We start from the raw sequence: 21841 nt of genomic DNA on the forward strand, positions 1-21841 counted from the left end.
AAATTATGCATACTTCAACCACCAGTACCGTGCCTTTGGAACCGTGGACAGCTCAACAATTACAACAGGCAACGCAGGGTTACTGGCATAAAGACCAGATCCCTCAAACTGAAATTAAACGTATTTTGACTGACTCGCGTCATGCAGAAAGTGGGGACGCCTTTTTAGCACTAAAAGGTGAACGTTTCGATGCACATGATTTTGTTGCACAAGTTGCAGCAAATGGTTGTCAAATTGCGATTGTTGAACGTCCATTAGATATTGATATTGCTCAGCTTGTGGTTGTTGATACTCGTTTAGCTTTGGGGCAACTTGGTGCTTATCGCCGTCAACAAAATGCTCAATTGAAAGTGATTGCTTTAACGGGAAGTAGTGGTAAAACCACCACGAAAGAAATGTTAGGAAGCATACTGTCTCGTTTAGCACCTACACTCATCACCCGAGGCAACTTAAATAATGACCTTGGCGTGCCGATGATGTTGCTTGAGCTTCGCAAGGAACATCAATACGCGGTGATGGAACTTGGTGCAAACCATCAAGGTGAAATTGATTACACATCAAAACTCGTTCAGCCACATGTCGCGGGCATTTTAAATATTGGAACTGCTCATTTAGGTGAGTTCGGTGGACGTGATGGTATTTGCCGTGCTAAATCGGAAATTTATCTTCATATTTTGCCTCAGGGCGTTGCTATTGTTCCGCAACAAGACGATTTCACTGCCGAGATTCGTGAAGCAGCCAAAGATCATCAAATTTCTAGCTTTGGTATAGGTGGTGATGTATTTGCTACAGAAGTTGAGCTGCTACCACAGTCTGCCAATTTTCAGCTACATACACCTCAAGGTACTAGCCTCGTAAGATTGCCTTTTGCTGGTGAGCATAACGTACAAAATGCAACGGCAGCCGTAGCGTTTGCTTTAGCATTAGGTATTAGCCTAGAAGATATTGTAAAAGGTTTAGAGCAAGCGCAAGGTGCTAAAGGTCGTTTGAACTTTATTCAAAAAGCGCCTTACTTGTTTATTGATGATACTTATAACGCCAATCCAACCTCTATGCGTGCTGCGGCACAAGTATTACTTCAGCAAAATGGCATTAAAGTCATGGTGATGGGTGATATTGGCGAGCTTGGCAATAGTAGTTGGCAAGAGCATCACGACTTAGGTCGAGATCTTGCAGAACTTCCTTTAGACCATATTGTTGCAGTTGGGCAGTTTGCCTCGGCAGCTCTTGAAGGTGCAGGCCTTCATTCTAATAAATTGAAAGCATTTCAGACTCAAGCTGAGGCGCTTCCATTTTTAATCAATCTAATCCAAACACATCAACCCCAGTCCATGAGTTTCCTGTTTAAAGGTTCTCGCTTTACTCATATGGAAACGTTGATGGCTGATTTGATGGAGAAACTTTAAATGCTGTTATGGTTGTTTGAACAACTTGCGGGCTATCACAGTTCGTTTCAAGTCGTTCGTTATTTAACATTACGTTCTTTACTCAGTGTATTAACGTCACTGACCATTGGTTTGGTTCTCGGACCGATCATGATTCGTAAATTACAGGCGTTAAAATACGGTCAGGCAGTAAGTTCGTTTGCTCCTGAAAATCATGCAAAAAAAATGGGTACACCAACGATGGGGGGGATTCTAATCCTGCTTTCAATTGGTATTAGTACTCTGTTGTGGGCTGATTTATCTAATCCGTATGTTTGGATTGTGCTTGGTGTGATGGTTGTGTTTGGTGCGGTTGGCTGGGCAGATGACTGGATTAAAATCCGCTACAAAGACAATGCTGGCTTACCTGCTCGTAAGAAATTCTTCTGGACTTCTATTGCGTCACTCGGTGCTGGTATTGCGTTATATTTAATTGCAACTGAACAATCTAATGCAGAACATACAGCAAATATGTTGGATTTATTGATTCCTTTCTTTAAGAATCTTTCTATTCCACTTTCTATCGTTCCTTTAGGTCTAGCATTTATTGTATTCACTTATTTAGTCATTAATGGTGCGTCTAATGCGGTTAACTTAACTGATGGTTTGGATGGTTTGGCCATTATGCCAGTGGTTATGGTTGCTTCAGGTTTAGGTGTATTCGCTTACTTATCTGGTGACATCCGTTTTGCTAATTATTTGCATATTCCATATGTGAAATATACTTCAGAGCTGGTTGTAATCTGTTCTGCCATGATTGGTGCAGGCTTGGCGTTTCTTTGGTATAACGCACACCCAGCGCAAGTCTTTATGGGTGATGTGGGTGCTTTAGCTTTAGGTGCGATGCTTGGAACAATTGCCGTGATGGTGCGCCAAGAAATTGTATTTGCGATTATGGGTGGTGTTTTTGTGATGGAGGCTGTTTCGGTATTCCTGCAAATTGGGTCGCTACGGATGCGGAATAAGCGTGTCTTCTTGATGGCGCCTTTACATCATCACTATGAAAAACAAGGCTGGAAAGAAACTCAAGTGGTTATCCGGTTCTGGATTATTACGATTATACTAGTCGTATTAGGCTTAATGACCTTAAAATTGCGCTAGAAATTATTTTGGTGTCAATATAAAGCCAGTTTCTACTGGCTTTTTTTATTGGAGAGGTAAATGACAAAGGTTGTTGGGCTAGACCAATTATCTGTAATTAACCAAAAAGTGGTTAGTGATGGGGAAGTATTACCTCAAGTTGTACTTAAAGATGGTAGTAAAGTACAAACTGGAACAGTAGCGACGATGTTGCATAATATTGATTTGTATAATGCAGGGCAGCGAGGCCAAATTGAAGAGGAATTAAAAATTGCGATTCCGACTTTAATTAAAATTGGTTTATTTGATTTGTTTGATGTAGATGAATGGATTTCTGGAACAAATGCAGGCCGCACATTTGTTGGACTACACGCAAAGGCTTATTTACAACAAAAAGAACAAGAGAATAATTAAAAGTGACTATGCAAAATTTAATGTGTCCTGTGTGTCGTCAAAGACTAGAGCTGGTAAATAAAACTTGGCGATGTGATCAGGGTCATAGCTATGACATTGCAAAACAAGGTTATGTAAACTTACATGTTGTCCAACATAAGCACAGTAAAAATCCAGGAGATACTCCAGAGTCTGTAGATGCGCGCCGTGCCTTTTTACAGGATGGCTATTATCAACCTTTACAGCAAGCTGTAGTTGCTTTGCTAAAGCAGCTTAAAGCTAAATCAGTACTCGATATTGGTTGTGGTGAGGGTTATTACACAAGTGCAATGCAAGATGCTGTTGAGCAGTGTGTAGGTGTAGATATTGCGAAAAATGCTGTACAACGCGCAGCAAAGTTAAATCACAACGTGACTTGGGTTGTTGGTACAGGAGCGACTTTGCCGGTAATCGATCGAAGTATGGATGTGTGTACCAGCCTTTTTAGTCCAATTCCACAAGCAGAAATTTTACGTGTGCTAAAAGATGATGGATTTTTAATTGTTGTCACACCTGCAACTGAACATTTATATGCGATGCGTGAGGCACTGTTTGAGCAGGTCAATCCGCATACACCGCAAAAGTTTGTTGAACAACTGCAAGATTTATTTGAGTTGAAAGAACAGCAAATTATAGATGCCCCTTTATTACTTGACCAAGAGGCTTTAAAAAATCTGATCGCTATGACGCCATATGCATACAAGGCCTCTCCAGAGCGTCGAATGCAGTTAGAGCAGCAGTCTCAATTAGAGGTAACAGCATCTTTTCAAATTTATCTTTTTCAAAAGCGTAATAAAAAAGCCATCTAACGATGGCTTTTTTATTTTACTCAATTTGGTTAATCAAGTTTTCTAATTCATCTTTGTCTCGCTTCGGTGCTGCTCCTTGTGCAGGCTTCATTGCTGGAGGCGCTGCCTTAGATGGAATTACAATTTCTTCGCCTGGTAAGTCATCGAAGTCATTGGTAGTGTTTTTAGGCTGTGGCGGTGCAGGACGATAAAGTGGTCGAGCCAATGGTGGCGCTGCGCGATATGTTTTCTTATCGCCAACTTCACTTGCGACATCTTGTTTTTCACGAGAAATAGGTGCTTGAGCATCTTTCTCTAAACGAACCCAAGACGCTGGAGTGCCTTTAAGCGATTGATCCATAAAGTTAATCCAGATTGGTAATGCGGCAATACCACCATACTCGCGACGACCAAGTGTCGTTGGTTGGTCGAAACCAACCCAAGTAATAGCGACTAATTTGCCATTAAAACCTGCAAACCATGCATCTTTTGCATCGTTTGTTGTACCTGTTTTACCACCCAAATCACTACGACCAATTTTAAGTGCAGCACGACCAGTACCATGCTCAATTACATCACGTAAGATATTCGCCATATCATAAGCAGAGCTTGATTTTAAAATGCGCTGAGCTTGTCGATATTGGCTGTTATTTTTATCTGTTTGTTTAAGATTAAGCTGTTTTGCTGCTTTTTCTCTCTGCTCCAACTCTTTATTAGTCACTTCAACAACTTGATCATCTGGCGTGGTTGCTTGAGCATCATCTGTTGTTTCAGGTGCGTTAATACATGGAATACATGCATATTCTGGTTTAGCTTCGTAAATAACTTTACCGTATGCATCTTCAATACGTTGAATGAAATGTGGTTGAACACGGTAACCACCATTTGCAAAGGTTGCATAACCCGTTGCCATTTGAATTGGTAATACTTGAGGTGTACCTAAGGCAATAGTGTAGTTACGTGGAATTTGATCTTCTTGTAAACCAAAATCCATGAATAATTGGCGAGTACGTTCAATCCCTACAGTCTGCAAAAGTCTTACAGATACAGTATTACGAGATAAATACAAAGCACGTCGTAATGGGATCATGCCTAGATAACGACCATCAGAGTTCTTTGGTGTCCACTTACCAATGGTAATCGGACTATCGTTGACCATGGTGTAAGGTGTCATACCGCGCTCTAGTGCCAAAGCATAAAGAAATGGCTTGATGGTAGAACCCGGTTGACGCCAACCTTGTAAAGCACGGTTAAATTTTGATTGATAAAAATTATAGCCACCAACAATGGCTTCAATTGAGCCATCATTTGGATTAATTGCAATAAGCTGGCCTTGAACTTTTGGTACTTGAACTAACGACCATGCAGTTTTAGCTTCATTTGGACGTAAGCGAATAATATCTTTCACTTTAACAATTTGAGATGCACGTGAAGGTGCTCCACCTACGCTGTTTGCATTGCGATAAGGGCGTGCCCATGACATACCAGACCATTGCACAGTGACGGTTGAACCATCTTGCATTAAAGCATCAAAAGAGTTGCTATTTACTTTAGTCACTTCTGCGGGGTAGGTGTTAGCATAAGCTCTAAATTGGCTTAATGGTTTATCATGTGCTTCTGCGCCACGCCAACCATGACGTCTGTCATAAGCCTCAAGACCATCTTGTACAGATTTCTCGGCAATAGCCTGCCGTTGGGCATTAATGGTTGTATAAACCTTATAACCTGAGTCAATGGCTTGTTCACCAAAATGTTTTACAAGCTCTGAGCGAACCATTTCACCAGCATATGGATGAATATTATTTAAGTCGCGGTTGGGCATATTCAAATTAATAGGCTCAGCCACAGCTTTTTGATATTCCGCTTGAGAAATATAACCGAGTTGCAACATACGGCCTAAAATCCAGTTACGGCGTTCAAGTGCACGTTCAGGGTTAACAACAGGGTTATATTTGGATGGCGCTTTTGGTAAACCTGCAATCATTGCCATTTGAGCAATGCTAAGTTCATTAATGCTTTTGTTATAGTAAATTTTGGCTGCTGCTGCGATACCGTACGCATTTTTCCCCAAGAAAATCTTATTTACATAAAGACTTAAGATGTCTTCTTTAGATAAGTTTTGCTCAATTTTTCGAGCCAAAAAGATTTCTGTTAGTTTACGTTTTAACGTTCTCTCGGGACTTAAATAATAGTTTTTTGCGACCTGCATTGTGATAGTCGAACCACCCGTTTGCACATCGGAACCAGTCACACTCTCGCTTAAAGCACGACCTAAACCTTTAAAGCTAATACCGCTATGCTCAAAGAAAGATGAGTCTTCTGCCGCTAAAAATGCATGAATAAAAGCAGGAGGAATTTGTTTGTATTCGACCGGTATCGAAAGTTTACCACCATACTCAGCAATAAGTTGATTATCGGCTGTATAGACTTGTAATGGTTTTAGAAGTGGTGCTTTCTTTAATGAACTCATTTCCGGGAGGGTTGGGGCAATATAGAGATACATGCCATAAAATCCCATCGGAAGTGAGACTAAGATAATAATAATGATCAAAAAAATTGGACGCACGAAGCCCAAACTGGATAGCTTTTTCATGATAAGTAAGCTTTAATAAGATCGAATACAAACTAATTGTGGTCAGTATAGCCTTTAGACATGCGGATTGTTAGATGAGATATTGTATCCGTGTAAAAATAAAGACCGAGATTGTTGGTTTGTAATTTTTTTTGGGGATAAAAAAATAATAGGACAATAGTGTGCTCAGGTTATATCGTAAACCTAATAAGGGGTTAATGGGCGTCGATATTAGTTCGACTTCTGTTAAGTTGTTAGAGCTCTCTGTCAAGAACGGTAAATATTGGGTTGAAAGCTATGCTTTGATGCCTTTACCTGAAAACAGTGTAGTTGAAAAAAATATCTTGAATCCAGAAGCAGTAGCGGAAGCATTGGAAAGGGCGATTAACTTAGCAAATCCCCAAACCAAAAATGCTGCAATTGCTGTTCCTACATCGACAGTTATTCATAAAACTATCGAGATGGATGCGGATATGAGCGATGATGAACGTGAAGTTCAGATTCGTGTAGATGCGGAGCAGTATATACCGTTCCCTTTGGATGAGGTGAGCCTAGATTTTGAGGTTCTACCTGACCGTCTCGCGAATTCAAATCGTGTAAATGTACTCTTAGTCGCAACAAGAACGGAAAACGTAGAAACGCGCGTTGAGGTTCTTGAGTTGGCAGATTTAAATCCTAAATTGGCTGATGTTGAAAGTTATGCTGTTGAGCGCGCATTTAGTGTGTTTGCTGATAGCTTACCTATGGGTGCAAATACGATAGGAGTTTTAGATATTGGTCATACCATGACAACCTTGTCTGTCATGCAAAACGGCAAAATTATTTATACCCGTGAGCAAGTTTTTGGTGGAAAACAACTTACGCTTGAAATTCAAAGTCGTTATGGTTTGTCTTTAGACGAAGCAAGTCGAGCGAAAAAAGATCGCTCTTTACCAGATGACTATGAAATTGAAGTATTAGATCCGTTTCTAGATGCCGTAGTTCAGCAAGCGGCTCGCTCTTTACAATTCTTCTTTTCTTCATCTCAGTTTAACGAAATAGACCATATTCTGCTTGCAGGCGGAAATGCGAATATTCCAGGTCTTGCCAAGCTTTTGCAGCAAAAATTAGGTTACCGTGTCACTATTGCCAATCCATTTTTGCAGATGGGTTTTTCTCCTCAAGTCGACGTTCAAAAAATTGAAAATGATGCCTCATCTTTAATGGTGGCGTGTGGCTTGGCTTTAAGGAGTTTTGATTAATGGCAACAATTAATTTACTACCTTGGCGTGAAGAGCTGAGGGAGCAACGAAAAAAACAATTTATAACGTTATGCTTTGGGGTGGTTGTGTTAGGAATTACAACCGTATTTGGGGGGTGGTTCTATTTTGATCATAAATTAGATGATCAAGAACAAGCAAATCAACTTATTACAAGTACTAATCAAAACCTTGATCAGCAATTAAAAGCCTTAAATGGTTTACAAGAACAACGTGATGCCATCATTGAGCGTATGAAATTGATTCAAGATTTACAGAGTCAGCGTCCAGTAGTGGTAAGACTGGTTGATGAGTTAGTCAGAGTCACGCCGCCTGCAATGTATTTAACGAAATTTAGCCGAACTGGAGATAAATTTACGATTGAAGGTAAAGCTGAAAGTCCAAATACTGTAGCTGAACTACTGCGTAATCTTGAAGCATCTCCTTGGTATCGAAATGCTTTTATGAACTCTTTCTTGGCTACTGAAGATAAAAAAGATAAGGCAGCAAGTTCTCTTCTTCCTAGGGTAGAAGATCATTACGGTAGTTTTGTTGTGACTGTCGATTTAGGGGAAATGGGCATGACCACAGCTGATAATAATGCTGATAAACCAGCCGTAGCTAAAGATACGGGGGCAGCCAAATGAGTCAAGATGAACTTCAAGAATTATCATTAGAGCAAGCAGCTTCAAAGAAAAAGAAATTTAATCTCGATAAATTCCTTCAACAATTTAATACGCTGGATATGAACAACTACGGTAGTTGGCCCATATCTGTAAAAATTACTTGTTGGATTTTTATTTTCTTTGCTGTATTAGCCTTGGGTTATTTTATTGCCATTCAGCCAAAGCTACAAGCAATTGATAATGCTCAAGCTCAGGAAAGTAACTTGTTAAACGAATTTCGAGAAAAAGATTCGAAATTACGTAACTTGCAGCAGTATCAAGTTCAACTTCAGGAGATGCAAGCAAATTTTAATCAGCAATTAGAGCAGTTGCCTAAAGAAACAGAGATTCCTAGTTTAGTTGAAGATATCAATTTAACGGGTGTGAACTCAGGATTGAAATTTAAAAATATTCGCTTGGAGAATGAAGTAAAACAGGAAGTCTTTATTGAACAACCGATTGCGATAGAAGCCACAGGTGATTATCACGCTTTTGGAGCTTTTGTGAGTAGTATTGCTGCGTTGCCGCGTATCGTAACCATGCACGACTTTACTGTTGATGTATCTCCAGCGAAAGACAGCAAGTCAGATATTCCTGTATTGAACTATTCTATCAAAGCGAAAACCTATCGCTATGTAGAAGCAACAGATACAGCGAAGCAATCGACCCAATCTCCAACAACACCTGCTTCAACTAGCACTACTGCTCAGCCGAAATAGGAGAGTTATGATGAAAATTAAGCAAATTACTCTTTATATTTTGGCTTGTGCTGCTCTTGTAGGATGTGATTCAAGAATTGATGCAGTCAATCAGCAAATGGCAAATATCCGTAATCAACCGCCGCTAGCTATCGAACCAGCACCTATTTTTACTCCTGTACCACAATTTAATTATGCTGCTCATCAATTAAAAAGTCCATTTATGCCAAGCTCACTGGCTGCTGAACTCAAAATTATGGCTGGAAAACGTGTTTATCCAAATTTCTCACGTATGCCACAGCCATTAGAAAGTTATGCACTTGAGGCTTTAAGTATGAAAGGAAGTATGCGGAATAGTCGGGGTCAAATATTAGCTCTCATCCAGACGCCAGATCATCAAGTTGAACGCGTACAAGTGGGCAATTATATGGGCATGAATCAGGGCCGTATTACCCAGATTAGTCCGACTCAGATTGATTTGGTCGAGATTGTGCCAGATGGTCGAGAAGGCTATGTCGAAAGACCGAGAACATTGGTCTTGATTGGGCCTGCACCCTAATATTTAGGGAATAACAACGAAAAAGTATTTTTATAGATTATTTATTGGGGATGGTCAGACAATGAATCAGGTATTCCGTCAGTTTTCTATGGGGGCTGTAGCGATTGCAATTATGCAGGCTGCATCTGCACAGGTCAGCATGACCAATATTGTACCAACGCAAATTGCAGGTCAGGGTACAGAAATTAGAGTCATGTTTAATGGTTTGCCTCCACAGCCACAAGCTTACCAACTTGAAAACCCTTCGCGTTTAATACTAGATTTTGATAAAGCGCAACAAAGTTTAAAGCAGTCTAAAATTGCTGTTGCAACGAATGAAGCAAGTTCCGTTGATGTGACTTCAGATGATGTACGTTCACGCTTAACTGTAAATCTAAAAGATGCTGGTGCTTTTACAACGCGCGTGGAAGGCAATACTTTTATTCTAAAAATTAATTCAGCTCAAACAACGAATAAGCCGATACCAGCAGCTACCGTACAACCACAAGGTGTTTCAAATATTGGCTTTCAGCGTGGTAGTCAGGGAGAAGGTTTAGTTGTTGTCGATCTTTTGGGAAGTAATACACCTGTAGATGTTCAACAACAAGGCAGTAAGGTTGTTATAAGAACATTAGGTACAAAGATTCCGACACATTTAGCACGTCGTTTAAATGTAAATGATTTTGCAACGCCCGTATCAAGTATCGATGCTTATAATGAAAAAGGTGCTGGTGTAATCACAATTCAGTCATCTGGTAGTTATGAATATATGGCTTATCAAGCTGAAAATAAGCTCACTATTAGTTTGAAACGTCCACAAGATAAAAGTACATCAGCTTCGTATAAAGCACCAAGTTATTCTGGTAATAAGCTTTCATTAGACTTCCAAGACATTGAAGTGCGTCGTGTATTACAGTTGCTTGCCGATTTTACAGGCATCAATATGGTGGCTGCTGATAGTGTGCAAGGTAACATCACGCTACGTTTGAAAGATGTACCTTGGGATCAAGCACTAGATATTATTTTAAAAACTAAAAATCTTGATAAACGTCGTAATGGAAATGTAATTTGGATTGCTCCTGTTACTGAATTAATTAAAGCAGAAGATGATGAGGCAAAAGCCTTAGCTCAAACGATTAAGTTAGCGCCAATCCAAACAGATTATATTCGTTTGAGTTATGCAAAAGCGACTGATGTGCTTAAGTTGATTGAAGATACTCGTGATGGTAAAGGTGCAGTTGCAAATCGTACCGCAAACTCTGATTCTCTTGCGTTGGAGAGCTTATTAAGTTCACGTGGTAGCGCTGTTGCTGATACCCGGACTAATACTTTGATTGTAAATGATACAGCACAAAATATTGATAAAGTTCGTAAAATGATTGAACTACTTGATGTGCAAGTTAAGCAGGTGATGGTTGAAGCGCGTATCGTCAGAGCGTCTACGTCATTTACTAAAGAACTTGGAGTTAAGTGGGGTATTCTTTCACAAGGTATTACTAATAATAAAAATTTATTGGTTGGTGGTAGTGAAACAACTTTATGGAATTTACGTGACCCTAAAAAAGATGAAACTACTGGAGGCTATAAATATACCATCGAACGTCCAGATAACTTAAACGTTGATTTGGGAGTCTCTAATCCGGCGGGAAGTATTGCCTTTGGTCTTATCAGTATGTCTGATTTTATGTTAGATCTTGAACTCTCAGCTTTACAGGCTGATGGTTATGGTGAAGTCATTTCAACCCCTAAAGTCATGACTGCCGATAAGCAAACTGCAAAAGTTGCCACGGGTCAACAAGTTCCTTATCTAACGACAACGATATCTGGTGCGGGTTCAGCAGCCACAACATCATTTAAAGATGCTCTTTTAAGTCTTGATGTTACACCTAGCATTACGCCTGACGGTAAAATTCAAATGAAATTAGATATTTCTAAGGATTCTGTAGCGGGTGAAGCGCCAAATGGTGAGTTAATTCTGAATAAGAATAATATTAATACCAATGTGCTGGTTGATAACGGAGAAACCGTCATTTTAGGTGGTGTATTCGAGCAAACAACGACAAATACCCAAACTAAAGTTCCATTCTTTGGGGATATTCCTTTAGTTGGGCGTTTATTTAGAAAAGATGTAAAGTCTGATGATAAACAAGAGTTACTGATTTTCGTAACACCACGAATTGTTAATGACACTTTGGCGAGAAATCATTAATATATTTTTCAATGAAAGCAATTGAAATAGGTGGCGCCTTGCCAAGCAAAGCGTTTGAAACCCTACCAAATATTTATTTGGTAGGGCCCATGGGGGCAGGAAAAACAACCGTTGGACGTCATTTAGCAGAACTATTAGGGCGTGAATTTTTAGATAGTGATCATGAAATTGAGCGCAAGACAGGGGCTACTATTCCTTGGATTTTTGAAAAAGAGGGAGAGGTTGGGTTCCGAACTCGTGAAACTGTGGTTTTAAATGAGCTGACCTTACGTAAAGCGTTGGTTTTGGCAACAGGTGGTGGCGCAATTACCCAAGCGCCTAACCGAGAATTTTTAAAGCAACGCGGAATAGTTATTTATCTCTATACACCTGTCGAATTACAATTACAAAGAACCTACCGCGACAAAAACAGACCATTATTACAAGTTGAAAATCCTGAACAGAAATTGCGAGACCTATTAAAGATCAGAGACCCTTTGTATCGTGAAGTTGCACATTATACGATTGAAACGAATCAAGGCGCTGCACGTGATCTCGCACAAAAGATTTTGCAACTTATTCTATCGAACAAGCTAAAATAGACAAACTGACTAGTGGTTTTATAAATTCATGCAAACATTACATGTTGAATTAGGCGAACGCCGTTATCCTATTTTTATTGGTAGTCAACTTGACCCGAAACAATTACTAGAGCCTTATATTCATGGTCAACAGGTCATGATAGTCAGTAATGTGACGGTTGCGCCTTTATATTTAAGCCACTATCAGGAAGCTTTAAAAAGTTTAGGTAAAACAGTTGCGACTTGTATTTTGCCTGATGGTGAAAAATACAAAGATATTCAACATCTAAATTTAATTTTTGATGCATTACTTGAAGCTGGTTTTAACCGTGATTCTACCGTTTTAGCTTTAGGTGGCGGTGTGATTGGAGATATGGCTGGTTTTGCATCTGCTTGTTTCCAGCGTGGCGTTTACTTTGTTCAGGTTCCTACCACATTACTTTCACAAGTAGATTCAAGTGTTGGTGGAAAAACAGGAATCAACCATCCGCTTGGTAAAAATATGTTAGGTGCTTTTCAACAGCCGCAAGTTGTTCTGGCTGATATGGCACAACTCAATACATTGCCAGAACGTGAACTTTCAGCAGGTTTAGCTGAAGTGATTAAATATGCTCTTTTAGGTGATGTCGATTTCTTGGTATGGCTTGAAGAAAATATGGATGGGCTTGTTGCGAGAGATGCTAATTTACTTGCAGAAGCTGTCTATCGTTCATGTGCTCACAAAGCGCGTATCGTTGCCAATGATGAAAAAGAACAAGGTGAACGTGCTTTACTTAATTTAGGCCACACTTTCGGTCATGCGATTGAGTCATATCTTGGTTATGGTACTTGGTTACACGGTGAAGCTGTTGCAACTGGTATGGTCATGGCAGCAGATTTATCTCAGCGTTTGGGCTGGATCTCAACTGAAGATGTAGCACGTACAAAAAAAATCATTCAACGTGCGAATTTGCCGATATCATGTCCACAAATTCCATTGGATGATTTCCTTGGATACATGGCGCATGACAAAAAAGTTCTCAATGGGCAATTACGTTTGGTGTTATTAAAACAACTTGGACAAGCTGTCATTACTAAAGACTTTGATGTCGAATTGATGAAGCAAGCTATTTTGGCAAATCAACACGGATAATAGATAAGGTAAAGCATGACTGTATCACGTACATTTTGGCAGAATGTTCAACAATATATCTGGTTGGTTGGTGGTATTGCCTGCTTGTTGCTGGCTTTTATTTTCTGGGTAATTACCGATAGCAAGAAGTTGGTTGAAGTTGAAAAGTCAGCTGATTCTGATGCGCCTGTTCAAATTCAACCAGAGAAAGTTGCTACGACACCTAACTTGGGTGCTTTAGCTGATGAAGTTCGTCCACTTGATCTAACAACTCGTACAGTTGCATCTGGTGAGCATGAACCAGAGTTTCGTGGTACGAAATTTATTAACGAAAATAAAAAACAATGGACGCTTGAGATATTTAGAGCATCTGATGAAGACATCATTAAAAACTTTTTAAAAAATCGTAGTGATCGTAATAAATTTATTTATTTTCGCTTAAGTGGTGAACAGCAAGCGGAGCAGTATGTTTTGGTTTATGGGACCTTTAAACGCTCAGACGATGCAATTCAGCAGTTAACACAGATTAACCTACAATTGCCTGAGTCTATTAAGCCTCAGCCACAACAGTTCTCAAGTTATGCTCCTTTGGTCAATGATTTGGGTGCAGATGAGATAAAAGGTGGAAATAATCAGCTTTATGAGGTTCGTTTGCGTCCAGCCGCTCTACCTACAATTGATGAATCATTATTGATGGCTGGATCAACTAATGCCGCAGTCAATGTTCAGCCGAAAGCTCCTGCGACCAATTCAGCTACTAAGACCACTATTGTTCGCCGTGATGCTCAAGGAAATGTAGTGGATGTACAACAATCGAATTCAAATATTGATCAACCGAATAAGCCAGCTCAAACACGTTCAAATGATATTCAATAAAAAATGCCTCAAATAAGGGCAGGAAAAGGAGATAATTTGCTCAACAATATGCACAATATTAGTGCAAAATAAAATCTAAATAATATTTTTTGACCATATCTGGTGCATATTTAGTCATTTTTTGGTGTGATAACGCGAATAAAATAGATATATTTATATTGAATATAAGTACTTAGTTTAATTTTTATTATATGGCACACTTTTTGCTTTATTGTTGTGCTTATTAATGTGCTGCAAACTATTTTCGCCCTCTAAGAAGTGAATTCTATGCAGAGTCGTGGGGTCGAACTGCTTTAAAAGAGTGCGAAATAAGTCAAAACATTTTTCTAGCAAAAACCAGTGTACGTAAAAATGGAACAGCGTATATTGGCTTATCAGCCCAAAATTTTTTATTTGCGAAACATTGAGCTAACTATCATCGGTAGGCACTATCGCAAAAAGAAGTTGTTTGTTTGACGCTCGAAAGAGCCTTATTGAAAGAAGGGTACGCTATGCACATGCCATCGCCTAATACTGTAGCTCCCGCTCAAGGTTTATATCAGCCTGATGAGTTTAAGGATAACTGTGGTTTTGGACTGATTGCCCATATGAAGGGTGAATCAAGTCATCATCTAGTAGAAACCGCGATTCACAGTTTAAGTTGCATGACGCACCGTGGTGGTATTGCCGCAGATGGCAAGACGGGAGATGGTTGCGGCTTATTATTGGCGATGCCAAAGCAATTTTTCCGTGATGAAGCAAAAAAACTAAGTGATATTACACTCAGTGAAATTTTTGCTGTGGGTACGGTATTTTTAAATATTGATCCAGCATTAGCACAGCACTCTAAAAATATTTTAACGAAAGAAATCGAGTCAGAAGGTTTACGTGTACTTGCTTGGCGTATCGTTCCTACAAATAACGATGCATTAGGTGAAATTGCGCTTCAATCTTTACCAGCTTTTGAACAAGTCATTGTGAACTGTCCAATGGGTGTAACTGAGGTTGAATTTAACCGTAAGTTATTCTTGGCGCGTCGCCGTGCGGAACAACAACTCCAAAAAGATCCGTTATTTTATGTGACTACACTTTGTTCAACAGTCATTAGCTATAAAGGCTTGATGATGCCTGCGGCAATTGCTGAGTTCTATACAGACCTGGCAGATGAGCGCTTAAAATCGCATATTGTGGTATTCCACCAACGTTTCTCTACAAATACATTACCGCGTTGGCCTTTGGCTCAGCCATTCCGTTACCTTGCGCATAATGGTGAAATCAACACCATTACAGCAAACCGTAACTGGGCATTGGCACGTACGCCTAAATTTGAAAACCCACTATTACCGGGTCTTACTGAGCTTAATCCGATTGTAAACCGCACAGGTTCAGATTCTTCAAGCCTAGATAACATGCTTGAGATTTTGGTGGGTGGCGGTATGGATTTATTCCGTGCATTACGCATGCTCGTTCCACCAGCTTGGCAAAACGTTGAAACTTTAGATGCAGACTTACGTGCATTCTATGAGTTCAACTCTAAGCATATGGAAGCTTGGGATGGTCCTGCCGGTCTTGTTATTCAAGATGGTCGTCATGCGATTTGTATGCTTGACCGTAATGGTTTACGTCCTGCACGTTGGGTAATTACCAAAAATGATTACATCACCTTAGCATCTGAAATCGGTGTTTGGGGCTATGAACCTGAAGATGTAGTGTCTAAAGGCCGTGTAGGCCCGGGTCAAATTTTGGTAGTTGATACCCTAACAGGTAAAGTACTCGATACTAAAGATGTGAGTACACATTTGAAAAACATGCGTCCGTACCGCGAATGGCTACGTGATCATGCAATTCGTTTGAAAGCAGACCCAGAACTTGAAGAACAACTTGTTGATAAAGGTTTAACTGGTGAGGCATTAAAAGTAGCTCAAAAAATGTTTATGGTGACATTTGAAGAGCGCGACCAGTTACTACGCCCAATCGCTGAAAGTGGACAGGAAGCAGTAGGCTCTATGGGTGATGATACACCTATGGCTGTATTGTCTCGTCAAGTACGCCACGTGACAGATTATTTCCGTCAACAGTTTGCACAGGTAACAAACCCACCAATTGACCCGCTACGTGAGTCAATTGTAATGTCGTTAGAGACCTGTTTAGGTCGTGAGCAGAATGTATTTGAGCAAGGCCCTGAGCATGCTGATCGTATCATCATCTCTAGTCCAGTATTGTCAAATTCAAAAATGCAGCAAATCCGTAGCATTGAGCGTCCGGGTTACGAAGCAGTTGATATTAATTTAAACTATGCCGAAGAAGAAGGTTTGCAAGCTGCGATTACACGTATCTGTGAAGAAGCGGCACAAGCAGTTCGTGATGGCAAAACTTTAATTGTCTTAACAGATAAAAATATCAGCCAAGGTTTATTACCAGCAAACGCAGCACTTGCAACAGGTGCGGTACATCATTACCTCATCAAAACTGGTCTGCGAACTGATGCAAACATCATGGTTGAAACTGGTTTTGCACGTGATCCGCATCAATTTGCGGTATTACTTGGTTTTGGTGCAACCGCTGTTTATCCATACCTTGCGTATGACGTGATCAATGATTTGATTGCTAAAGGTGAGCTTTTAGGTGACCCAATCCATGCGCAAGCAAACTTCCGTAAAGGTATTGAGAAGGGCTTGCTAAAAGTTCTTTCAAAAATGGGTATCTCTACCGTCGCTTCTTATCGTGGTGGTCAGCTCTTTGAAGCAGTAGGTTTATCATCTGAAGTGGTAGATCAGTGTTTCTTAGGTGTTCCAAGTCGTATTCAAGGTGCAACATTTGCTGACCTCGAAAAAGACCAGAAAAAATTAGCAGCAACAGCGTGGTCAAGCCGTAAACCAATTGATCAGGGTGGTTTGCTTAAATTCGTATTTGATAAAGAGTACCACGCGTTTAACCCAGACGTGATTAACTCATTACACAAAGCGGTTCGCTCTGGTAAGTACGAAGACTTTAAAGAATATGCTGAGTTGGTTAATAATCGTCCAGTAGCGACTATTCGTGACTTATTTAAGTTAAAAACAACCAATTCAATTCCAGTTGAGCAAGTTGAATCAGTTGAAGAGATCTTGCCTCGTTTTGACTCGGCTGGGATGTCTTTAGGTGCGCTTTCTCCAGAAGCACACGAAGCAATCGCAATCGCAATGAACACGATCGGTGGTCGTTCAAACTCTGGTGAAGGCGGTGAAGATCCTGTTCGTTACGGCACAATTCGTAACTCGAAAATCAAACAGATTGCATCTGGTCGTTTCGGTGTAACACCTGCATATTTAACTTCTGCTGAAGTATTGCAAATTAAAGTTGCTCAAGGTGCAAAACCGGGTGAAGGTGGTCAGTTACCAGGTGGTAAAGTAAATGGCTTAATCGCACGTTTACGTTATTCAGTACCGGGTGTGACACTGATTTCGCCTCCACCACACCACGACATTTACTCAATTGAAGATTTGTCTCAGTTAATTTTTGACTTAAAACAAGTTAACCCGAAAGCCATGGTATCTGTGAAGTTGGTATCTGAACCGGGTGTAGGAACAATTGCTGCGGGTGTTGCAAAAGCTTATGCGGACTTCATTACCATTTCAGGTTATGACGGCGGTACGGCTGCATCTCCACTTTCATCAATTCACCATGCGGGTTCGCCATGGGAGCTTGGTCTAAGTGAAGCGCATCAAGCACTGCGTGTAAATGACTTGCGTGGAAAAGTGCGTGTACAAACTGATGGTGGTTTAAAAACTGGTCTTGATGTGATCAAGGCAGCAATTTTAGGTGCTGAAAGCTTTGGCTTTGGTTCAACACCAATGATCGCTTTAGGTTGTAAATACCTCCGTATTTGTCACTTAAATAACTGTGCAACCGGTGTTGCGACTCAACAAGATCATTTACGTCAAGAGCACTATATCGGCGAGCCAGAAATGCTCATCAATTTCTTCCACTTCATTGCGGAAGAAACTCGTGAATGGTTGGCAGCATTAGGTGTGTCTTCATTAAAAGACTTGATTGGTCGTGTGGACTTGCTTGAAGTATTACCGGGTGAAACTGAAAAACATGCGCATCTTGATTTAAGTGCACTGTTAACTTCACATCCTTCTGCTGAAGGTAAAGCGCAGTACTGTGAAGTACAAGGTAATGCACCATTCGATAAAGGTGTATTGGCTGAAAAAATGGTTGCAGAAATGCTTCCTGCAATTGAGTCGAGTGCAGGTGGTCAGTTCAACTTTAATGTTGTGAACTGTGACCGTTCAATCGGTGCTCGTGTATCTGGTGAAATTGCTCGTCGTTACGGCAACTTGGGTATGGAAGCACATCCAGTTGTAATGAACTTAACTGGTACAGCTGGCCAGTCACTTGGTGTATGGAACGCTGGTGGTTTACACATCCGTCTTGAGGGTGATGCAAACGACTATGTAGGTAAAGGTATGGCGGGTGGTCGTATTTCGATTTTCCCACCACAAGGTTCACCTTTCCAAACACAAAACACAGCAATTATTGGTAATACCTGTTTGTACGGTGCAACTGGCGGTAAGCTTTTTGCAGCAGGTACAGCGGGTGAGCGTTTTGCAGTTCGTAACTCTGGCGCATTTGCTGTAATCGAAGGTGCGGGTGATCACTGCTGTGAATATATGACAGGTGGTGTTGTGACTGTACTTGGTAAAGTAGGTCATAACTTTGGTGCAGGCATGACTGGTGGTTTTGCTTATGTACTTGACCTTGATAATGACTTCGTAGATTACTACAACCATGAGTTGATTGATTTAAACCGTATTTCAACAGAATCTATGGAAGATCATAAAGAGTTCTTATTGCGTATTATCGATGAGCATATCAAAGAAACAGGTAGTGCTTGGGCTTATAAAATCCGCAATGAGTTCGACTTCTACAGCCGTAAATTCTGGCTTGTAAAACCAAAAGCTGCTAACTTGCAATCGCTTTTGAAAACTACACAAGCTGACCCACAATAATTCCACGACTGCAAAGACATAGGCAGGTGCGGGCAACAGTGAAATCCGCGCCTACCCACGGAGAGAGACATGGCAGAACGCCTAAATAATGACTTTCAATTTCTGGATGTACCACGTCAAGATCCAGAGAAAAAAGATATTACTGTCCGCAAAGCAGAATTTGTGGAAATTTATAAGCCTTTTACTTCGGAAACAGTCACTAATCAGACTCATCGTTGTTTAGGTTGTGGTAATCCTTATTGCGAATGGAAATGTCCAGTACATAACTACATTCCGAACTGGTTAAAACTGATTGCTGAAGGTCAAATTTTCCAAGCTGCTGAGCTTTGTCACCAAACAAATACCTTACCAGAGGTATGTGGTCGTGTCTGTCCACAAGACCGTTTGTGTGAAGGTGCTTGTACTTTAAATGATGGTTTTGGTGCAGTAACCATTGGTAATGCTGAAAAATACATCAATGACACAGCTTTTGCTTTGGGCTGGCGGCCAGACATGTCACATGTGAAATGGACAGGTAAAAAAGTTGCAATTATTGGTGCAGGCCCAGCAGGTCTAGGCTGCGCAGATATTTTAGCTCGTGGTGGTGTTAAGCCAGTTGTATTTGATAAACGTCCTGAAATTGGTGGCTTACTGACATTTGGTATTCCTGAATTCAAAATGGAGAAAGATGTCATGAAACGCCGCCGTGAAATTTTCACAGGTATGGGCATTGAATTCCGTTTAAATACTGAAATTGGTAAAGATGTCACTATTGATGAATTACTTGCAGAATATGATGCAGTATTCATGGGTATGGGAACTTATACCTACATGAAGGGGGGCTTCCCTGGTGAAGACCTTGATGGGGTTTATGACGCGCTTGATTTCTTGATCTCGAACGTAAATCGTTGCCAAGGTTGGGAAAAAGATCCAAGTGAATACATTAGCTTAGACGGTAAAAAAGTTATTGTTCTAGGTGGTGGTGATACCGCTATGGACTGTAACCGTACTTCATTGCGTCAAGGTGCTCACGATGTAACTTGTGCATACCGCCGTGATGAAAGCAACATGCCTGGTTCTGCACGTGAAGTGAAAAATGCCTACGAAGAGGGGGTGAAATTCCTATTCAATCGTCAACCAATCGAGATTGTTGGTGAAAATGGCAAAGTAACAGGCGTAAAAGTAGTAACGACACAAATGGGTGAACCTGATAGTCGTGGCCGTCGTAGCCCTGAACCAATTCCGGGTTCTGAAGAAGTTTTACCAGCTGATGCAGTTTTACTAGCGTTTGGTTTCCGTCCAAGCCCAGCAGACTGGTTTGGTAATGTGAATATCAATCTTGATGGCTCAGGCCGTGTTGTTGCAGCTGAAAAGCAAGAATTCAAATTCCAGACATCAAACCCGAAAATCTTTGCTGGTGGTGATATGGTACGTGGCTCAGACCTTGTAGTTACAGCAATCTGGGAAGGTCGCCAAGCTGCTGAAGGTATTTTAGATTACCTTGGTGTTTAATAAATTAATTTGTTAAATCACTCAAAAAAGCCTACTTCAAGTAGGCTTTTTTTATTGTTTACCATTAGTCAGTTTGACGTTTTTGGCAAATACAATAAGCTTTTTTGCCCTTTTTAGTGCTTAAATCCCAAGACATACTCAAAGCTTCCTTCTTTAATACAGTAGGTGTTGAGTATGAACATCGCAGATATGACGTCAGAAAAATCATATTTAAATCGTCGAAAAGCGTTGGGTATTACAGTACGTCGCCTTGAGTTTAATCCTCAAGCAATCAAGCGCTATTATTTTGCGAACTCGCCTTTAATGTCTCATTTTTTAACTGCACTCTCGTCAACATTTCCAGTAGGAGAGCAGTTTTTTGTAAATAGTGTGCGTAATGTACGCGACAAAGTTTCAGACCCTCAACTACAGGCACAAATTGCAGCTTTCATTGGGCAAGAAGCAATGCACTCGAAAGCGCATGGTGAATTTAATGAGGCTTGGCGCCGTGAAGACTATAATTTGGACCGTTTTCAAGCTTGGCTAAATGAACGTGATAAATATTTAAGAACAATTCCACCTAAGCTACAGCTGGCACTGACATGTGCATTTGAGCATTTTACGGCTTTGCTTGGTGGATATATTTTACAGCATCCCGAACTACTAAAAACTTTAGATCAAGATGCTCTAAAGCTTTGGGTTTGGCATGCTATTGAGGAAATTGAACATCGTTCAGTTGCATTTGATGTCTATCAACATGTCTATGGTGATGACCGTATTCGCCGATTATTAATGCGTAGTGTCACTACAGGATTTGCAAGTCTCGCTTTCTATGGAACAACTCGTTTATTTTGGCAAGATAAATGGAAAAGCTTCCCTAAAATAGGTGGAAATATTTTTGGCGTATATTTGCTTGTTAAAATGCTTATACAACTTACACCTGAATATTTTGCTTATTACAAAAAGGACTTTCATCCGAGTCAAACAGATTATGGACATATGGTCGATTACTGGAAAAGCTATTTGGCTGGTGAATATCAAATGACAAGTTTCCAAGAAGAAACAATGCAACGACCAAGCTAAAATAAAAACCGGATTTAAAGATCCGGTTTTTTAAATTTATAAAATAAAAGCAACACAATAATGCCAAATTCATCATACAATCGAGACAAGAGGTTAAAAATATAAAGAAAAACTTGAGGATGAA

General features: G+C 40.3%; 15 protein-coding genes and 1 pseudogene. 15 read left to right on the top strand and 1 reads right to left on the bottom strand.

Translation table 11 applies throughout. The features are described 5' to 3' along the window. Positions 1-5: 5 nt before the first annotated feature. The 4 genes from I8T81_RS01635 to I8T81_RS01650 are packed head-to-tail and all read left to right on the top strand — an operon-like array spanning position 6 to position 3745. Positions 6-1406, top strand: a complete 1401-nt coding sequence (locus I8T81_RS01635; RefSeq protein ID WP_198071982.1) for a UDP-N-acetylmuramoyl-tripeptide--D-alanyl-D-alanine ligase — start codon at positions 6-8, stop codon at positions 1404-1406. Beyond that, positions 1407-2525 (top strand): phospho-N-acetylmuramoyl-pentapeptide-transferase, encoded by a 1119-nt coding sequence (gene mraY / locus I8T81_RS01640; protein ID WP_004705178.1) that lies wholly within the window; start codon positions 1407-1409, stop codon positions 2523-2525. 60 nt (positions 2526-2585) lie between these two features. Beyond that, positions 2586-2918, top strand: a complete 333-nt coding sequence (locus I8T81_RS01645) for a DUF7709 family protein (protein ID WP_077163639.1) — start codon at positions 2586-2588, stop codon at positions 2916-2918. Positions 2919-2920: 2 nt separating this feature from the next. Next, positions 2921-3745 carry a putative RNA methyltransferase gene (locus I8T81_RS01650; RefSeq protein WP_198071983.1) on the top strand — a complete coding sequence of 275 codons (825 nt, stop codon included), beginning with the start codon at positions 2921-2923 and terminating at the stop codon, positions 3743-3745. A 16-nt stretch (positions 3746-3761) separates the two neighbouring features. Here I8T81_RS01650 and ponA read toward each other — a convergent pair whose 3' ends face one another. Then, positions 3762-6317 (bottom strand): penicillin-binding protein PBP1a, encoded by a 2556-nt coding sequence (gene ponA, locus I8T81_RS01655; RefSeq protein WP_198071984.1) that lies wholly within the window; start codon positions 6315-6317, stop codon positions 3762-3764. A gap of 161 nt (positions 6318-6478) precedes the next feature. Here ponA and I8T81_RS01660 point away from each other — a divergent pair, with 161 nt between their 5' ends. The 11 genes and pseudogenes from I8T81_RS01660 (at position 6479) to I8T81_RS01710 (ending at position 21717) form a co-directional block, all read left to right on the top strand. Next, on the top strand, positions 6479-7537 hold the full coding sequence (locus I8T81_RS01660) for a pilus assembly protein PilM (protein ID WP_004705187.1): 1059 nt from the start codon (positions 6479-6481) through the stop codon (positions 7535-7537). Next, positions 7537-8181 (top strand): PilN domain-containing protein, encoded by a 645-nt coding sequence (locus tag I8T81_RS01665; RefSeq protein ID WP_004705190.1) that lies wholly within the window; start codon positions 7537-7539, stop codon positions 8179-8181. Before I8T81_RS01660 ends, I8T81_RS01665 begins: the two co-directional genes overlap by 1 nt. Then, positions 8178-8918 carry a type IV pilus inner membrane component PilO gene (gene pilO, locus I8T81_RS01670; RefSeq protein ID WP_198071985.1) on the top strand — a complete coding sequence of 247 codons (741 nt, stop codon included), beginning with the start codon at positions 8178-8180 and terminating at the stop codon, positions 8916-8918. Before I8T81_RS01665 ends, pilO begins: the two co-directional genes overlap by 4 nt. 10 nt (positions 8919-8928) lie before the next feature. After that, positions 8929-9456, top strand: coding sequence for a pilus assembly protein PilP (locus I8T81_RS01675; protein WP_198071986.1), 528 nt, complete (start codon positions 8929-8931; stop codon positions 9454-9456). A gap of 61 nt (positions 9457-9517) precedes the next feature. Next, positions 9518-11644, top strand: coding sequence for a type IV pilus secretin PilQ family protein (pilQ, locus tag I8T81_RS01680; protein ID WP_151760756.1), 2127 nt, complete (start codon positions 9518-9520; stop codon positions 11642-11644). 11 nt (positions 11645-11655) lie between these two features. Beyond that, complete coding sequence (aroK, locus tag I8T81_RS01685) at positions 11656-12225, top strand: shikimate kinase AroK (RefSeq protein WP_004705195.1); 570 nt, start codon at positions 11656-11658, stop codon at positions 12223-12225. Positions 12226-12253: 28 nt separating this feature from the next. Beyond that, entirely contained in the window at positions 12254-13336 is a 1083-nt protein-coding gene (gene aroB, locus I8T81_RS01690; protein ID WP_198071987.1) for a 3-dehydroquinate synthase, read from the top strand. Positions 13337-13351: 15 nt separating this feature from the next. Continuing rightward, positions 13352-14226, top strand: a pseudogene (locus I8T81_RS01695) (hypothetical protein). 462 nt (positions 14227-14688) lie between these two features. Next, complete coding sequence (gene gltB, locus I8T81_RS01700; protein WP_174736074.1) at positions 14689-19164, top strand: glutamate synthase large subunit; 4476 nt, start codon at positions 14689-14691, stop codon at positions 19162-19164. A 69-nt stretch (positions 19165-19233) separates the two neighbouring features. Beyond that, the gene (locus I8T81_RS01705) at positions 19234-20655 is read left to right on the top strand and encodes an FAD-dependent oxidoreductase (RefSeq protein WP_019457868.1); all 1422 of its coding nucleotides are present in this window, start codon (positions 19234-19236) and stop codon (positions 20653-20655) included. A gap of 174 nt (positions 20656-20829) precedes the next feature. After that, entirely contained in the window at positions 20830-21717 is an 888-nt protein-coding gene (locus I8T81_RS01710; RefSeq protein WP_198071988.1) for a metal-dependent hydrolase, read from the top strand. The last annotated feature ends 124 nt before the right edge of the window (positions 21718-21841 follow it).

This window comes from Acinetobacter seifertii, assembly GCF_016064815.1.
Lineage (GTDB): Bacteria > Pseudomonadota > Gammaproteobacteria > Pseudomonadales > Moraxellaceae > Acinetobacter > Acinetobacter seifertii.

Excerpts from the sequence above, each read along its gene's own strand:
- I8T81_RS01635 (WP_198071982.1), top strand. The coding sequence starts at position 6 with ATGCATACTTCAACCACCAGTACCGTGCCTTTGGAACCGTGGACAGCT.
- mraY (WP_004705178.1), top strand. The coding sequence starts at position 1,407 with ATGCTGTTATGGTTGTTTGAACAACTTGCGGGCTATCACAGTTCGTTT.
- I8T81_RS01645 (WP_077163639.1), top strand. The coding sequence starts at position 2,586 with ATGACAAAGGTTGTTGGGCTAGACCAATTATCTGTAATTAACCAAAAA.
- ponA (WP_198071984.1), bottom strand. The coding sequence starts at position 6,317 with ATGAAAAAGCTATCCAGTTTGGGCTTCGTGCGTCCAATTTTTTTGATC.
- I8T81_RS01665 (WP_004705190.1), top strand. The coding sequence starts at position 7,537 with ATGGCAACAATTAATTTACTACCTTGGCGTGAAGAGCTGAGGGAGCAA.
- pilO (WP_198071985.1), top strand. The coding sequence starts at position 8,178 with ATGAGTCAAGATGAACTTCAAGAATTATCATTAGAGCAAGCAGCTTCA.
- I8T81_RS01675 (WP_198071986.1), top strand. The coding sequence starts at position 8,929 with ATGAAAATTAAGCAAATTACTCTTTATATTTTGGCTTGTGCTGCTCTT.
- pilQ (WP_151760756.1), top strand. The coding sequence starts at position 9,518 with ATGAATCAGGTATTCCGTCAGTTTTCTATGGGGGCTGTAGCGATTGCA.
- aroK (WP_004705195.1), top strand. The coding sequence starts at position 11,656 with ATGAAAGCAATTGAAATAGGTGGCGCCTTGCCAAGCAAAGCGTTTGAA.
- aroB (WP_198071987.1), top strand. The coding sequence starts at position 12,254 with ATGCAAACATTACATGTTGAATTAGGCGAACGCCGTTATCCTATTTTT.
- gltB (WP_174736074.1), top strand. The coding sequence starts at position 14,689 with ATGCCATCGCCTAATACTGTAGCTCCCGCTCAAGGTTTATATCAGCCT.
- I8T81_RS01705 (WP_019457868.1), top strand. The coding sequence starts at position 19,234 with ATGGCAGAACGCCTAAATAATGACTTTCAATTTCTGGATGTACCACGT.
- I8T81_RS01710 (WP_198071988.1), top strand. The coding sequence starts at position 20,830 with ATGAACATCGCAGATATGACGTCAGAAAAATCATATTTAAATCGTCGA.